Raw genomic sequence first — 13,512 nt, forward strand, 5'->3', positions numbered from 1 at the left:
AATAATGGCAATCGAAATTAATGTACCTGATATCGGTGCGGATGAGGTTGAAGTTACTGAGATTCTTGTAAGCGTTGGCGACAAGGTTGAAGAAGAGCAGTCTCTCATTACTGTAGAAGGCGACAAGGCTTCTATGGAAGTACCTGCTTCTCAAGCGGGTATCGTAAAAGAAATCAAAGTTGTTGCTGGCGATAAAGTAACAACGGGTTCACTTATCATGATCTTCGAAGCAGAAGCGGGCGCAGCTGCGCCTGCTCCAGCGGCAGAAGCAGCTCCAGTAGCTGCACCTGCAGCAGCAAGTGAACTGAAAGAAGTTTGTGTACCGGATATCGGTGGCGACGAAGTAGAAGTGACTGAAATCCTAGTTGCTGTTGGCGATTCAATCGCTGAAGAGCAATCTCTACTGACAGTAGAAGGTGACAAAGCTTCAATGGAAGTACCAGCGCCATTCGCGGGTACGCTAAAAGAAATCAAAGTGGCTGCAGGCGATAAAGTATCGACGGGTTCACTGGTAATGATCTTTGAAGTGGCCGGTTCAGGCGCAGCAGCACCTGCACCCGTTGCATCGGCAGCTCCGGCAGCAGCATCTGGCGCCGGAACGCCGGAACGTAAAGAAGTTAACGTTCCAGATATCGGTGGCGATGAAGTAGAAGTCACTGAAATCATGGTAGCGGTTGGCGATACAGTAACTGAAGAGCAATCTCTGATTACTGTTGAAGGTGACAAAGCTTCTATGGAAGTCCCTGCGCCATTCGCTGGTACGGTTAAAGAAATCAAAGTTGCAGCTGGCGATAAAGTATCAACTGGCTCATTGATCATGGTGTTCGAAGTAGCCGGTGCAGCGCCAGTTGCAGCCGCAGCTCCAGCTCAATCAGCAGCTCCAGCTCCAGCTCCAGCTCCAGCGGTAGCTCCAGTAGCAAAAGCGGAAGCTCAAGCAACGACTAGTGATTTCAAAGAAAACGACGAGTATGCTCACGCATCTCCAGTGGTTCGTCGTCTAGCTCGCGAGTTCGGCGTAAATCTTTCTAAAGTGAAAGGTTCTGGTCGTAAGAGCCGTATCCTGAAAGAAGACGTTCAAGCTTACGTGAAAGACGCACTTAAGCGTCTTGAGTCTGGTGCAGTTGCAGCGGCTTCTGGTAAAGGCGATGGCGCAGCGCTTGGCCTACTACCATGGCCGAAAGTCGACTTCAGCAAGTTCGGTGAAACAGAAGTTCAGCCACTATCTCGCATTAAGAAGATCTCGGGTGCAAACCTACATCGTAACTGGGTAATGATCCCTCACGTTACACAGTGGGATAACGCGGATATCACTGAGCTAGAAAACTTCCGTAAAGAGCAAAACGCGATTGAAGCGAAGAAAGACTCGGGCATGAAGATCACGCCACTTGTGTTCATCATGAAAGCGGCAGCGAAAGCACTAGAAGCATTCCCAGCGTTCAACTCTTCGCTATCAGACGACGGTGAAAGCTTGATTCTGAAGAAATACGTGAACATCGGTATTGCGGTAGATACGCCAAACGGCCTAGTGGTTCCTGTCTTTAAAGATGTGAACAAGAAAGGTATCTACGAGCTATCTGAAGAACTGATGGTGGTTTCTAAGAAAGCACGTGCTGGTAAGCTGACTGCAGCGGACATGCAAGGCGGCTGTTTCACGATTTCAAGCCTAGGTGGTATCGGTGGTACTGCGTTTACACCAATCGTAAACGCGCCAGAAGTGGGTATCCTTGGTGTATCTAAGTCTGAGATCAAGCCTGTTTGGAATGGCAAAGAGTTCGCTCCTCGCCTACAACTGCCGCTATCTCTGTCATACGACCACCGTGTGATTGATGGTGCTGAAGGTGCGCGCTTCATTACTTACCTAAACGAGTGCCTATCTGACATTCGTCGTTTGGTTCTGTAATCGACGTGAATATTGAGAGGCGGCCTAACAGCCGCCTCTGTTAATAGAATTATCGGACAATTGGATGACAAGCGAGCACGCGTGTGTTTTTTGTCCATCGAATTGTCGTCTGGCTCACAGGCTAAATTGATTTACTTTTCACACCATTAACATCTCTGTAAACTGTTGGCGGTCTGAAAATGTTTAAAACAAACCACTCTTAAACAAAAATCAAAACTCACTCAGCCTGTTAGGGATAATGACTACAAGAGGTCAAAATGAGCAAAGAAATTAAAGCCCAGGTGGTAGTACTTGGTGCCGGTCCTGCTGGTTACTCCGCTGCATTCCGTTGTGCAGACTTAGGTCTGGACACTGTTCTTATTGAACGTTACAACACTCTTGGTGGTGTGTGTCTGAACGTGGGTTGTATCCCATCGAAAGCACTGCTTCACGTTGCGAAAGTGATCGAAGAAGCAAAAGCGCTTGCTGAGCACGGCATCGTATTTGGCGAGCCTCAAACAGACATCGACAAAATTCGTCTTTGGAAAGAAAAAGTTATCAACCAGTTGACTGGCGGTCTTGGCGGTATGGCGAAGATGCGTAAAGTGAACGTGGTGAATGGCTTTGGTAAATTCACTGGCCCTAACACGATTGAAGTAGAAGGTGAAGACGGTAAAACCGTGGTTAACTTCGACAACGCGATCGTCGCTGCAGGTTCTCGCCCAATCAAACTGCCATTTATCCCACATGAAGACCCACGTATTTGGGACTCAACGGATGCGCTTGAACTGAAAGAAGTTCCTGGAAAGCTGCTGATCATGGGGGGTGGTATCATCGGCCTAGAAATGGGTACCGTTTACCACTCGCTAGGTTCACAGATCGACGTTGTGGAAATGTTCGATCAAGTGATTCCTGCGGCAGATAAAGATATCGTGAAGGTTTACACCAAGCGTATCAGCAAGAAATTTAACCTAATGCTGGAAACGAAAGTAACGGCAGTTGAAGCGAAAGAAGATGGTATCTACGTTTCAATGGAAGGCAAAAAAGCACCAGCAGAAGCTGAGCGCTACGATGCGGTTCTTGTTGCTATCGGTCGTGTACCAAATGGTAAACTGATCGACGGTGAAAAAGCGGGTCTTGAAATCGACGAGCGCGGCTTCATCAACGTTGACAAGCAAATGCGTACTAACGTTCCTCACATCTTTGCTATCGGTGACATCGTTGGTCAACCAATGCTTGCGCACAAAGGTGTGCATGAAGGTCACGTGGCTGCAGAAGTTATCTCTGGTAAGAAGCACTACTTCGATCCTAAAGTTATTCCTTCAATTGCTTACACTGAGCCAGAAGTGGCGTGGGTTGGTAAGACAGAGAAAGAAGCGAAAGCAGAAGGCATCAACTACGAAGTGGCTACTTTCCCATGGGCAGCCTCTGGTCGTGCAATCGCCTCTGACTGCGCTGACGGTATGACAAAGCTGATCTTTGACAAAGAAACACATCGCGTTATCGGTGGTGCTATCGTTGGTACCAACGGTGGTGAACTGCTTGGTGAAATTGGCCTTGCTATCGAGATGGGTTGTGATGCTGAAGATATCGCACTGACAATTCACGCTCACCCAACGCTACACGAATCTGTTGGTCTAGCGGCGGAAGTGTTTGAAGGTACGATCACTGACCTACCAAACGCGAAAGCGAAGAAGAAAAAATAATCTTCTTAGCGAATAGTCAAAATAAAACCGCTGAATCATCAGCGGTTTTTTGTTTCCTCAAAAATGGCCCCACGTTTTACTCGGCATAAAAAAGGTTGGCCGTGGCCAACCTTTATATGAGGTTACTGGTGCTATTCGTGTTCGCGTTTATAGATGCATAGCATGTCTAAGTAGCTGCTGACCAGTTTGCTTAGCTCTGCAGTATTGTTGGTGCGGTTTGCTTGAACAAACAGCGAGTAACAAATGCCGTGGAACAGGTTTGCCAAATCTTCTGGGTTGTGTTGATCACACACTTCACCGCGTTCAATGGCTTTGATGAACATGTTTTGTACCAGCAACTGATTAGTACGGTTGGTGGTGACAAACAGAGGCCAAACTTCGTCACGCGTTGACGCACTCCACTCGAACCAAACTTTCAACCAGTGATTGTCTTGCACCACAAGCTCAATCATTGCGTTGGTGATGTTGGCGATGTTTTCTTTAGCGTGAAGATCCAAATCGATGTTGTCAGATAGGAAATTAGAAAACTGACGAACGACATGATTAAGCACTTCGTCTACAAGATCTTCGCGAGTTGGGAAGTAGTTGAAGACGGTCGCCACAGAAACTTGCGCAATTTCAGCGATGTCTGCGTGACCACCGCGGCCAATGCCACGACGAGCAAACACTTCCAGTGCAATTTCCATGAGCTGCTGTTTACGTTTTAGCGGAGATAAGCGAGTTCGCGGTCTCTTTGCGATTGAGTCCATAGGTTGTTTCCTTACCAATGAGTTGTTTTTATATAAAATGGAACGGCTTAGCTGTTCCTATTGATTGTTTTAATAATTGCTTTTAGCTCCATGAGTGTAATGGTGCATATGCATTGGGTCAATAACTTGTGGTGAATAAATGAACAGTAATGTCAATATTGATATCTATCTTGAGCAACTTTTATTTAAATTGGCATCGAGATCTCGTTTATTGATGTGATAGTAAATAGCGTATTGCACTGGCACAACTTCTTCCTTTGGGGGTTAAAGATTGCTTTGCGGAGTGTTACACTACGCGAGAATTTCAGGTGAACGTTTGCGTATTGACCTAAGCGACACTTTGCTCGGGTACGAAACTCACCATTAGCAACGATAAAACATTGAGTACAGTATGAAACATACAGTAGAAGTTATGATTTCTGAGCAGACCGTTCAGGAACGAGTTCGTGAATTAGGTAAACAGATTACTGCGCATTACCAAGGCAGTGAAGATCTTGTGCTAGTCGGCTTGCTACGTGGTTCGTTTGTTTTTATGGCGGATCTTGCTCGTGCCATTGAACTAACGCACCAAGTCGATTTTATGACGGCTTCTAGCTACGGTAATACAATGGAAAGCTCGCGTGACGTTCGCATTCTGAAAGATCTCGATGATGACATCAAAGGCAAGGATGTCTTGATCGTCGAAGACATTATCGACACAGGTAATACTCTGAACAAAATTAAAGAGATCCTGTCTTTAAGAGAACCTAAGTCTATCGAAATTTGTACCTTATTAGACAAGCCTTCACGTCGCGAAGTGCCTGTTCCAGTGAAGTGGATTGGTTTTGAGATCCCTGATGAGTTTGTTGTGGGTGTTGGTATCGACTACGCACAAAAATATCGTCATCTACCTTTCATTGGTAAAGTGGTTCCACAAGAATAAGTGGGCAAAGGTTGAGATAAATAATGGCCCGCTGATACAGCGGGCCATTGCATTTTTATCTCTAGAACACGGATTGTGTCGGCGATCTGACGATGGCGCTATTCGTGGAACTTCATCACGTCGCTATTGAGGATTTTTGCCATCGCAGCCTGATAGTTGACTTCGAGTGACTCGCGGCTGTAGCAACGCACGCCAATGTCTTGCAGGCGGCCATCACCAATACCATACACCACACCGTGAATTTCCACTTCTTGTCCACGCTCCCAAGCGCTTTCCATAATAGTCGAATTGCCCAAGTTGTAGACCTGCTCTGCGACGTTAATTTCACACAGTTTGTCGCCCCATTTTTCTTTTGGTAGTTCACCTAACCAATTGCGATGTTTGAGGTAGAGATCGCGGATGTGCAGTAGCCAGTTATTGATCAAACCAAGGCGCGGATTTTCAATCGCTGCGTTCACCCCTCCACAGCCGTAATGACCACAGATGATGATGTGTTTGACTTTCAAAACGTCAACGGCGTATTGCACAACCGAAAGGCAGTTTAAATCGGTATGGATCACTTGGTTGGCCACATTACGGTGAACAAATAGTTCACCCGAATAAAGCCCAGTCAAGCGTTCTGCGGGAACGCGACTGTCGGAACACCCAATCCAGAGAAAGCCGGGGTTTTGCCCTTCTTCTAACTTGGAAAAATACTCCGGTTGATGCGATTTGATCTCTTCGGACCATTTTGAGTTGTTTTCAAATAATTGCTTGATTTCCGGCATGTTGCGTCTTACTTCCCTAAAAATTCTTGCATCACTATACACAATGTTACAATTTACCGCCCGAAATAAATTGGCAGAAAAGTACTCATCTGACTAGTTATGGCATAAAAAATCATAAACTTAGCCGTTAACCAAACCGTAAGTTATATGGTGTAACTTATGAGATCTAATTAACACTTAACGAAATAGGTTAACTTTTGCTAAAGTTGCGCGATTTATGTTTTTTACAGGGAGCTGAGTGATGTTTGGAGATCGTTTTAACGATATCAATCTGAAAGGGGATCTGTTTGGTGGGGTCACCACAGCCATTATTTCTCTGCCACTGGCATTAGCATTTGGTGTGGCCTCTGGAGCTGGGGCTGAAGCCGGTTTGTGGGGAGCGATTTTAGTCGGTTTATTTGCGGCGTTATTTGGTGGTTCATCAACCCTCATTTCTGAACCGACCGGGCCAATGACGGTGATCATGACCGCGGTGTTGACCAGCATGGTGGCGAAATACCCAGAATCTGGTATTGCCATCAGTTTTACCATTGTCATGATGGCTGGTGCTTTTCAGGTACTGATCGGCACATTGAAGTTAGGCAAATACATTACCCTAATGCCGTATAGCGTGGTGTCGGGGTTTATGTCTGGCATCGGCGTGATACTGATCATTTTGCAACTGTCCCCGCTACTTGGGCATGCAGCGCCAGCCGGTGGGGTTCTTGGTACACTGTCTGCGTTGCCTGAGACGATTTCCAACATGAAGTTTAGTGAGTTTTTCCTTGGCTTGCTGACGTTGGGCATTCTGTTCTTTTTCCCAAAGCAGTACCGCAAATATGTCCCTGCGCAATTGGTTGCCTTAGTGGCGGTCACGTTGCTTTCTGTCATCGTCTTTGATTTTGATGATGTGCGCCGAATTGGCGAAATTCCAACGGGTCTGCCTTCTCTTGTTGTGCCTGTGATTAATGGCGAAATCTTCACCGCGATGGTGATTGATGCTTTGGTGCTGGGCACGCTCGGTTGTATTGATACCTTACTGACGGCCGTGATTGGCGACTCTTTGACGCGTAAAGAGCATGATTCAGATAAAGAGCTACGCGGGCAAGGTTTGGCGAACATGATCTCGGGCCTGTTTGGTGCATTGCCTGGTGCGGGCGCGACCATGGGGACAGTGACCAATATCCAGGTGGGGGCGCGATCGCCGTTATCTGGCGTGATTCGCGCCTTGATTCTGGCGCTGGTTGTACTGGTAGCGAGCGGATTGACGGAACCTATCCCAATGGCAGTGCTGGCGGGGATTGCGGTGTACGTCGGTTTCGGCATTTTGGACTGGAGCTTTATTCAACGCGCGCACCGAGTGAGCGTGCAAGGCATGGCGATCATGTATGGCGTGATGCTGCTGACGGTGTTTGTCGATCTGATTGTGGCGGTGGGTCTAGGTGTCTTCATTTCCAATATCCTTATTATCGAGCGCCTCAGTCGCGTGCAAGCCAAGCAAGTGAAAGCAATCAGTGACGCGGATGAAAACGATGTGCCACTGACAGACAGTGAGCGTGGCTTGCTTGATCGTGCCAATGGCAAAGTGCTGTTTTTTTACCTCTCTGGCCCGATGATTTTCAGTGTCTCGAAAGCGATCTCGCGTCAGCACAGCAGCATTGCCGATTACGAAGCGATGATTCTTGATCTGACCGACGTGCCGATGATTGATGTCACCGTTGGCCTCGCATTAGAAAACGCCATTAAAGATGCGCAAGAAGCTCAGTGCGATGTCTACTTACTCTGCCCGAATGAGCGAGTTCGTGAGCAGCTTGAAAAGTTCCACGTACTGGATTTGGTGCCGGATGAAAATACCTTTAAATTCCGCTATGAAGCACTCAACGCTGCGGTGAACAAAGTTGAGCAAGATGAGCACCAAGGCGCGTTTGTTTAAACGTGTAAAGCGGGTGAATGAGTCGCAGAAAAACGCAGAGGTCTTCCTCTGCGTTTTTATTATCCGTGCGGGCAGTTTTTTATGATTAATTGCTAATGTAGGGTTGAAAAATCGCCACTCAAGCGTCATTTGATAGGCATCATAGAGAAAAAGAGCAATACAACATTATGTATGCATTACAAATTGAGCAGCTACGAAAAACGTATGCTGGAGGCTTCGAGGCGCTAAAAGGCATCAGTTTAGGCGTGCAAGAAGGGGATTTTTATGCGCTGCTGGGGCCAAATGGCGCGGGGAAATCCACCACAATAGGTGTGATTTCTTCTCTGGTGAACAAAACATCGGGCAACGTCAAAGTCTTTGGTTACGACATTGATCGCGATTTGGAGTTGGCAAAGCAACATCTTGGCTTGGTGCCACAGGAGTTCAACTTCAATCAGTTTGAAACCGTAGAGCAGATCGTGTTGCAGCAGGCGGGTTATTACGGTGTGCCACGTGAACTTGCCAAGCAACGAGCAGAAAAGTATCTGACCAAACTCGATTTGTGGGAAAAACGCAAAGAGCGAGCAAGAAATCTTTCTGGTGGGATGAAGCGTCGTCTGATGATCGCTCGTGCTCTGATGCATGAACCTAAACTGCTGATTTTAGATGAGCCAACGGCGGGTGTTGATATCGAGCTGCGTCGTTCAATGTGGGAGTTTCTCAAAGAGATCAATCAAAAGCAGGGTATTACCATCATTTTGACCACCCACTATTTGGAAGAGGCTGAAATGCTGTGCCGCAATATCGGCATCATCAACCGAGGTGAGTTAATTGAAAATACCACGATGAAGTCGTTGCTGGCTAAGTTAGATGTGGAAACATTCATTTTGGATCTTGCCCCGAATTCGCCGATTCCTTGTTTGGAAGGAGTGGTGTCATCTCGTGTTGAAAATGACTCTTTAGAGATCGAAGTGGAGAAAAGCCAGCCGTTAAACCATGTGTTCAGTCAGTTGAGTGAGCAGGGCGTTATGGTCATGTCGATGCGTAATAAAGCCAATCGCTTAGAAGAGCTGTTTGTGAACATCGTGCGTGAACAGGCGAAGGAGAAATAATATGTATCGTCTTTATTGGACCGCTTTTTGTAGCCTGTTAACCAAAGAGATTAACCGCTTTACTCGGATTTGGGTCCAAACCTTGGTGCCGCCAGCCATTACCATGACGCTGTATTTTATTATTTTTGGTAATTTGATTGGCTCTCGCATTGGCCAAATGAAAGGTTTCAGTTACATGGAATATATCGTACCCGGTTTGATCATGATGTCGGTGATCACCAACTCCTATTCCAACGTTGCTTCATCATTCTTTAGTGCCAAATTTCAGCGCAACATCGAAGAGTTGTTAGTGGCACCTGTGCCGAATTACGTGATTATTTTTGGTTTTGTCATGGGCGGTGTCGCTCGTGGTTTGCTGGTGGGTGCCATGGTTACCATGGTCTCTTTGCTGTTCGTTGATTTGCAAGTTGAGCATTGGGGAATCATCATTGCGACGGTCTTTTTGACGTCGGTGGTCTTTTCATTAGGTGGTTTGATCAACGCGGTTTTTGCCCGAACGTTTGACGATATTTCAATTATCCCCACGTTTGTGCTCACGCCATTGACCTATCTTGGCGGTGTTTTCTACTCCATTCAGTTATTGCCTGAGTTTTGGCAAGGTGTGTCGCAAATCAACCCGATTGTTTATATGGTTAACGCGTTTCGTTATGGTTTCTTGGGCGTTTCTGATGTGGGGATCGCCACATCGTTTACGGTGCTAAGTGCGTTTGTTGTCTTACTTTATGGCGTAGCGCACTACTTAGTGACACGTGGTATCGGTTTGCGTTCTTAACGAAAACTCATGTTCAGTTCACAGATAACAAAAAGGGATTGCCGATGGCAATCCCTTTATTCTTTGTGCGGGAAGTGTTTAGGTCAGTGATGACACATCAGTGACTGTTTTCACTTTCTGATTCGGTGCTGTCGATTTCTTCTTTGCTGTCTTTCACTAATTCCACAACTTGATTGTCGATCAGGCGAGCTTTGCCCAAGAAAGCGGACATCAGAATAACGGCTTGCGTGCTCTCCGCATTGACCGCTTGTAGAGTGCGTGCATCACGAATGAAAATTTCATCCGGGTGTAAGCCTGCGGCGCGCAATTGATCGCTGGCGTCTTCAATGATAGAAGCAAAGTCATCACGGCCACCACGGATAGCGCTGCTGATCCAACGCATGGTGCGAGCCAAGACGGGCGCACGTTGGCGCTCATCAATGGTCAACAAGCCATTGCGAGAACTCATGGCAAGGCCATCCATCTCACGCACGGTAGACACACCAATAATCTCAATGTCCATTGCTAAATCGGTGGTCATTTTGCGAATGATAGCGAGCTGTTGGAAATCTTTTTCACCAAAGCAAGCCACATCTGGCTGAACAATGTTAAACAGCTTGGTCACCACTGTCGCGACACCGCGGAAATGGCCTGGACGCGATGCCCCCTCCAGCATGGTTGATAAGCCAGGGACTTCAACGAGAGTCTGCTTATCCAAGCCTTCTGGATAGATCATTTCTGGCGTTGGCGTAAAGACCAGTTCAACTGCTTCACCGTTGAGTTTGCTGAGATCATCTTCCAACGTTCTTGGATAATTATTTAAATCGTCAGCGCGATCAAACTGCATTGGGTTAACAAAAATACTGACAACCACGATATCGGCGTGCTCACGAGCTTTACGCACTAGCGTCAAGTGGCCTTCATGTAAATTGCCCATGGTTGGAACAAAAGCAATTCGACGTCCTTCGCGTTTGAACGTTTTGATCTGTTCACGAAGGGCTGAAATTTCGGCAAAGGTTTGCATTTACATTATCCTCTAAGCAATGGTGTGCGCTTCATCAGGGAAGGTGCCTGCTTGTACTTGTTCCATGTACAGCGCCACGGCTTTGCGCATATCTCCTGTTTCTGCCAGGAAATTTTTCGAGAATTTTGGCATGTAATTGGCTGAAATACCAAACATATCGTGCATCACGAGGATTTGGCCATCAGTGACATTTCCAGCGCCAATACCAATCACAGGTACATCCAGTACTTGAGTAATTCGCGCTGCTAGCTCAGCTGGTACACACTCAAGTAGGACGATTTGTGCACCTGCCGCTTGCAACGCTAGTGCATCTTTGACCATGCGATCGGCTTTTTCCTGATCGCGGCCTTGCACTTTGTAACCACCAAAAATATTAACGGATTGTGGTGTTAAACCGAGGTGGGCACACACTGGAACCGCACGCTCTGTAAGCATTTTTACCGTATCAACCAACCAATCGCCACCTTCGATTTTGACCATGTTGGCGCCCGCTCGCATTAATTGCGCCGCGTTTTCACAGGCTTGCTCTGGTGTGGCGTAACTCATAAATGGCATATCCGCCATCAATAGACAGTTTGGGCTACCCGCACGAACACAGCGTGTGTGGTAAGCAATGTCTTCAACAGTCACTGGAAGCGTGTCATTTTTGCCTTGCAACACCATACCAAGAGAGTCGCCGACCAGTAATACTGGCATTTCTTGGCTCTCAAAAAGTTGCGCAAAACTTGCATCGTATGCTGTTGAAGTCGCAAATTTACGACCTTCCTGCTTCCACTTAATCAGGTCATTAATGGTGATTTTTTTCATGATTTTTCCTTACCAGGATTTGGCTATGAATGCCAAATGCCGAGGCCATTCTTATCCACTATTGTGAGAAGTTGAGATAGCTCGGTCCCATCAGGGAGGGTTAAATTTGGTGCGATTTCAGCGAGCGGGTAGAGCACGAATTCGCGCTCCTTCATTCCGTAGTGAGGAACGGTCAATCGCTCGGAGTCGATCACCTCATCGCCGTAAAGAATAATATCTAAATCGAGGGTTCTTGGGCCCCAACGTTCTTCTTTACGGACACGCCCTTGTTCCAGTTCAATGGCTTGAGTGCAATCGAGCAGTTCCAACGGCGTTAATTCGGTTTCTATGGCAGCGACCGCATTGATGTAGTCTGGTTGATCTTGCGGGCCCATCGGGGAGCTGCTGTAGAGCTGTGAAGCGACAAGTAGGCGCGATTTTGGCAGCGTTTTTAGTGCTTCAATGGCGCTTTTGGCTTGGCTAACAGGATCGGCAAGATTACTGCCAATGGCAATATAGGCAGTGATCATGATTGGCTTCTGCTCTTTTTCTTATTAAAGGAGCGACGCTTACGGCCAGTTTTTGAACCACCTGCAGGGCCTTCTAGATCGTTCACCATCGCGAGACGCATTTCACGTCCTGCGTTTTGGAAGGTGTTCCACCAGTTAGCGAGTTTGGCTGTCTCTCCACCTTCCACTTCACCACGCATTTCGAGGAAATCGAAACCCGCACGGAATTTGTTGAGTTCCATTAAGCGGAATGCACGTTTACCGTTGCGACGAGGTAGACGCAGTTGCAGTTGCCAAATTTCACGAATGGTTGCGGTGTGGCGGCGCGGAATAGCAATCGAACGCACCTGCTCATCAAGGATCAGGTTGCTCGCTTCCATGACGGCGTCGTAGTGACACAAATTGTGGCTATCCATCAATTTGTCCGCCAGCTCAAGCAGTGGATACCACAGCATAGCTGCAAACATGTAAGCGGGATTAATGCGCTTGCCTTCTTCGACACGAATGTCGGTGGAGTCTAAGACTAGGTCCAACATCCGCTCAGTTTTGGAAGAGTAATCCTCGGTGAAATAAGCTGAGATCGCTGGGAACATTTGTTGGAATAGATTGTATTCACGCATGAGGTGATACGTTTCCAAGCCATGGCCCGATTGCAGTAGCTTGAGCGATTCTTCATATAAACGCGCGGCAGGGATGTCTCTTAACAAATACGCCATCTCTTCGATCGGTGCTGCCGTGTCTTCTTCGATATCGAAGTCGAGCTTGGCGGCAAATCGAATCGCGCGAAGCATACGTACAGGATCTTCACGATAGCGAGTTTCTGGGTCGCCAATTAAGCGTACTAAGCGATCTTCAAGGTCTTCAACACCACCTGCGTAATCGTGTATTGAGTAATCGGCAATGTTGTAATACATCGCATTGATGGTGAAGTCACGTCGCTCAGCATCTTCATCAATGGTGCCATACACGTTATCACGCAACAGCATGCCTTCTTTTGACTGCTGGGAGATCTGCGAATTGGCATCTTGGTGGTGTCCACGAAACGTGGCCACTTCAATGATTTCGCGACCAAACATGATATGCGCCAGTCTAAAGCGGCGACCAATCAGGCGGCAGTTACGGAATAACTGCTTTAGCTGCTCAGGTGTCGCGTTGGTTGCAATATCAAAATCTTTTGGGCTTTGTCCCAGCAGTAAATCACGTACGCCACCGCCAACAAGATAAGCGTCGAAGCCGGCGCCATGAAGTCGGTACAGTACTTTTAGCGCATGGTCGCTAATCTGCTTGCGCGAAATATTGTGCTCTTGACGAGTAATGACATTTAAAGCGAGTTCCGGACACGTGGTGGAATCGCATGTTGTATATTCGTTTTTATTCATGTGCATCTGGCAACAGTGAATGATCATCACTTTGCAT

At 47.2% G+C, this 13,512-nt stretch carries 12 protein-coding genes; 6 read left to right on the forward strand and 6 right to left on the reverse strand.

Features of this window, described 5'->3' with window-relative positions; all coding sequences use genetic code 11:
* Window positions 1–4 precede the first annotated feature (4 nt).
* Both aceF and lpdA read left to right on the forward strand, forming a co-directional pair.
* Window positions 5–1,900 (forward strand): pyruvate dehydrogenase complex dihydrolipoyllysine-residue acetyltransferase, encoded by a 1,896-nt coding sequence (gene aceF / locus AOT11_RS09865; protein ID WP_017421199.1) that lies wholly within the window; start codon window positions 5–7, stop codon window positions 1,898–1,900.
* 257 nt (window positions 1,901–2,157) lie between these two features.
* Window positions 2,158–3,585 (forward strand): dihydrolipoyl dehydrogenase, encoded by a 1,428-nt coding sequence (lpdA, locus tag AOT11_RS09870; protein WP_011079557.1) that lies wholly within the window; start codon window positions 2,158–2,160, stop codon window positions 3,583–3,585.
* A 131-nt stretch (window positions 3,586–3,716) separates the two neighbouring features.
* Here the strand turns inward: lpdA and AOT11_RS09875 are convergent, their stop codons facing one another.
* On the reverse strand, window positions 3,717–4,334 hold the full coding sequence (locus AOT11_RS09875) for a LuxR/HapR/OpaR family quorum-sensing transcriptional regulator (RefSeq protein ID WP_011079558.1): 618 nt from the start codon (window positions 4,332–4,334) through the stop codon (window positions 3,717–3,719).
* Between the two features lie 391 nt (window positions 4,335–4,725).
* On the opposite strand from AOT11_RS09875, the gene hpt reads away from it, so the two are divergent.
* Window positions 4,726–5,256: a hypoxanthine phosphoribosyltransferase gene (gene hpt / locus AOT11_RS09880; protein WP_011079559.1), complete on the forward strand. Its 531-nt coding sequence runs from the start codon at window positions 4,726–4,728 to the stop codon at window positions 5,254–5,256.
* A 98-nt stretch (window positions 5,257–5,354) separates the two neighbouring features.
* Here hpt and can read toward each other — a convergent pair whose 3' ends face one another.
* Window positions 5,355–6,023, reverse strand: a complete 669-nt coding sequence (gene can, locus AOT11_RS09885) for a carbonate dehydratase (protein ID WP_026060803.1) — start codon at window positions 6,021–6,023, stop codon at window positions 5,355–5,357.
* 241 nt (window positions 6,024–6,264) lie between these two features.
* Here can and AOT11_RS09890 point away from each other — a divergent pair, with 241 nt between their 5' ends.
* The 3 genes from AOT11_RS09890 (at window position 6,265) to AOT11_RS09900 (ending at window position 9,798) form a co-directional block, all read left to right on the forward strand.
* A complete protein-coding gene (locus AOT11_RS09890; RefSeq protein WP_026060804.1) occupies window positions 6,265–7,935 on the forward strand; it encodes a SulP family inorganic anion transporter in 1,671 nt (556 codons plus the stop codon).
* Window positions 7,936–8,102: 167 nt separating this feature from the next.
* Window positions 8,103–9,026 carry an ABC transporter ATP-binding protein gene (locus tag AOT11_RS09895; protein ID WP_017421202.1) on the forward strand — a complete coding sequence of 308 codons (924 nt, stop codon included), beginning with the start codon at window positions 8,103–8,105 and terminating at the stop codon, window positions 9,024–9,026.
* A 1-nt stretch (window position 9,027) separates the two neighbouring features.
* Window positions 9,028–9,798: an ABC transporter permease gene (locus tag AOT11_RS09900; protein WP_026060805.1), complete on the forward strand. Its 771-nt coding sequence runs from the start codon at window positions 9,028–9,030 to the stop codon at window positions 9,796–9,798.
* A 97-nt stretch (window positions 9,799–9,895) separates the two neighbouring features.
* On the opposite strand, the gene panC is transcribed toward AOT11_RS09900, so the two are convergent.
* The 4 genes from panC to pcnB are packed head-to-tail and all read right to left on the reverse strand — an operon-like array spanning window position 9,896 to window position 13,481.
* On the reverse strand, window positions 9,896–10,801 hold the full coding sequence (panC, locus tag AOT11_RS09905; protein ID WP_017421204.1) for a pantoate--beta-alanine ligase: 906 nt from the start codon (window positions 10,799–10,801) through the stop codon (window positions 9,896–9,898).
* Between the two features lie 12 nt (window positions 10,802–10,813).
* Window positions 10,814–11,608 (reverse strand): 3-methyl-2-oxobutanoate hydroxymethyltransferase, encoded by a 795-nt coding sequence (gene panB, locus AOT11_RS09910; RefSeq protein ID WP_011079565.1) that lies wholly within the window; start codon window positions 11,606–11,608, stop codon window positions 10,814–10,816.
* A gap of 23 nt (window positions 11,609–11,631) precedes the next feature.
* Window positions 11,632–12,117, reverse strand: coding sequence for a 2-amino-4-hydroxy-6-hydroxymethyldihydropteridine diphosphokinase (gene folK, locus AOT11_RS09915; protein ID WP_017421205.1), 486 nt, complete (start codon window positions 12,115–12,117; stop codon window positions 11,632–11,634).
* Window positions 12,114–13,481, reverse strand: a complete 1,368-nt coding sequence (gene pcnB, locus AOT11_RS09920) for a polynucleotide adenylyltransferase PcnB (RefSeq protein WP_026060806.1) — start codon at window positions 13,479–13,481, stop codon at window positions 12,114–12,116. Before pcnB ends, folK begins: the two co-directional genes overlap by 4 nt.
* Window positions 13,482–13,512 lie beyond the last annotated feature (31 nt).

The organism is Vibrio vulnificus NBRC 15645 = ATCC 27562 (genome assembly GCF_002224265.1).
Taxonomy (GTDB): domain Bacteria; phylum Pseudomonadota; class Gammaproteobacteria; order Enterobacterales; family Vibrionaceae; genus Vibrio; species Vibrio vulnificus.

Coding starts and splice junctions, on each gene's coding strand:
- aceF (WP_017421199.1), top strand. CDS start 5: ATGGCAATCGAAATTAATGTACCTGATATCGGTGCGGATGAGGTTGAA.
- panC (WP_017421204.1), bottom strand. CDS start 10,801: ATGCAAACCTTTGCCGAAATTTCAGCCCTTCGTGAACAGATCAAAACG.
- can (WP_026060803.1), bottom strand. CDS start 6,023: ATGCCGGAAATCAAGCAATTATTTGAAAACAACTCAAAATGGTCCGAA.
- hpt (WP_011079559.1), top strand. CDS start 4,726: ATGAAACATACAGTAGAAGTTATGATTTCTGAGCAGACCGTTCAGGAA.
- pcnB (WP_026060806.1), bottom strand. CDS start 13,481: ATGCACATGAATAAAAACGAATATACAACATGCGATTCCACCACGTGT.
- lpdA (WP_011079557.1), top strand. CDS start 2,158: ATGAGCAAAGAAATTAAAGCCCAGGTGGTAGTACTTGGTGCCGGTCCT.
- AOT11_RS09875 (WP_011079558.1), bottom strand. CDS start 4,334: ATGGACTCAATCGCAAAGAGACCGCGAACTCGCTTATCTCCGCTAAAA.
- AOT11_RS09890 (WP_026060804.1), top strand. CDS start 6,265: ATGTTTGGAGATCGTTTTAACGATATCAATCTGAAAGGGGATCTGTTT.
- panB (WP_011079565.1), bottom strand. CDS start 11,608: ATGAAAAAAATCACCATTAATGACCTGATTAAGTGGAAGCAGGAAGGT.
- AOT11_RS09900 (WP_026060805.1), top strand. CDS start 9,028: ATGTATCGTCTTTATTGGACCGCTTTTTGTAGCCTGTTAACCAAAGAG.
- AOT11_RS09895 (WP_017421202.1), top strand. CDS start 8,103: ATGTATGCATTACAAATTGAGCAGCTACGAAAAACGTATGCTGGAGGC.
- folK (WP_017421205.1), bottom strand. CDS start 12,117: ATGATCACTGCCTATATTGCCATTGGCAGTAATCTTGCCGATCCTGTT.